The sequence below is a fragment of the Psychrobacter sp. W2-37-MNA-CIBAN-0211 genome (genome assembly GCF_040309405.1).
Taxonomy (GTDB): domain Bacteria; phylum Pseudomonadota; class Gammaproteobacteria; order Pseudomonadales; family Moraxellaceae; genus Psychrobacter; species Psychrobacter glaciei.
In genome coordinates this window covers 1-1,435 of record NZ_JBEOOU010000031.1, presented here as the reverse complement: position 1 = coordinate 1,435, position 1,435 = coordinate 1, and the positions used below count along the sequence as shown (strand labels likewise).

1 protein-coding gene is annotated in these 1,435 nt (G+C 44.7%); it reads right to left on the bottom strand.

Annotation, left to right across the window (positions count from 1 at the left end; genetic code table 11):
- Positions 1–220: 220 nt before the first annotated feature.
- The coding region (locus AAEY72_RS14110) for a YadA family autotransporter adhesin (RefSeq protein ID WP_352311122.1) at positions 221–1,435 on the bottom strand (1,215 nt) is incomplete at its 5' end.

Sequence of the window (1,435 nt, the reverse complement as noted above, 5' to 3'; positions counted from 1 at the left end):
AAATGCTGTGTCAAGAGGTAATTTCTATTTAGTTTGAAGTAAATATTTCATCACTCATTCTAAACGCCTTCCCTTTCAACTAGGGCGCATTATACGGGGTTTTAGATAGAAAACAAGGGAAGTTTCTAGAAATCGTCTAACTTCATAAATTCAATTGATTGAGCCTACTATTGAAAACAATCGTAGGCTCAGGTATTTTCTTATTTCTTAGAAATAAACGCTAGTCAAAAGTATAGCTTACACCAACGTTACCACCATTTTGGCTGCCGCTACCACCAAAAGCACTACTGATAGAAAACTGTCCGTCAGATGTGGTGTAACCTACACCAAAAGCATAACCTGTCTCACCCTCCCATGTACCACCGCCTAGACCAACGCTGACTTTACCTGGTACATTAGGGTAGCGTAGGGCACCGAAAGCAAGCGCGCCTGCAACTGCTGAGTGAGTCTCTCCTTCTAGATCATTTATTCTTCTATCTGTATAACCAAAGGCTTCAGCACGATTTTGGTTAAGTTGAGAGACGTTAACGGCATCATTTGGATTGATACCAGCGGCGACATTGGTAACTCGGCGCTGGCTGCTTGCATTGCCAACTGATACGGTATTGTCTGCACTGGTCTGTGACCCTGCTCCTAATGCTATAGCATTGCTATGAGTCACACTGCTATTAGCACCGATGGCCACTGCATTAGCTGCTTGGACGTTCACCGATTCACCGATAGCGACAGAGTTTGAGGCATTAGTCTCGTTTTCAAAAGTTGGTGTACTATTGGTACCAACTGTTGCCGCTGTAGCACCAACAGTTGCATTACTACCTAGTACTACAGAGTTACTGGTAGTATCACCAATGATGTTGTCGTTACCAACTGCATAATTGGCGTTACCACCGACAATATTGGGATCTCCAAATGCACCTGAACGATTACCTGAGACGATGTTGCCATTACCCACGCTAGTAGATTGATCGCCGGTCACTGTATTATTAGTGCCCATAGCGATGCTGTCCTTACCTTTAGATTGAGCGTTAACCCCGATCGCTATCGCACCGTCAGCAGTAGCGCCATTACCGCTATAATTACCTGCATCTTCACTGTTACTAGAACCATTAACGCTAAAAAAGCGCGCTTGGCTGTCTTCGATTTTACTTTCTAATTCAATTTTAGCTTCTTCGCTAATACCTGAATCACCTTTAGCGCCGTCGATACCATCCTGACCTTCTGGTCCTTGAGCACCATCAACACCGTCTTTACCGTTAGTGCCATCAGCACCATTTAAACCATCTGTTCCGTTTTGACCTGCTGGACCTTGTGGGCCAATTGCTCCTTGAGCACCATCAGCCCCATTTTGACCATTAATACCGTCTACGCCATTAGTACCATCAACTCCATTCTGACCGTCAATACCGTTTGTTCCATTGATGCCGTCAGATCCTGC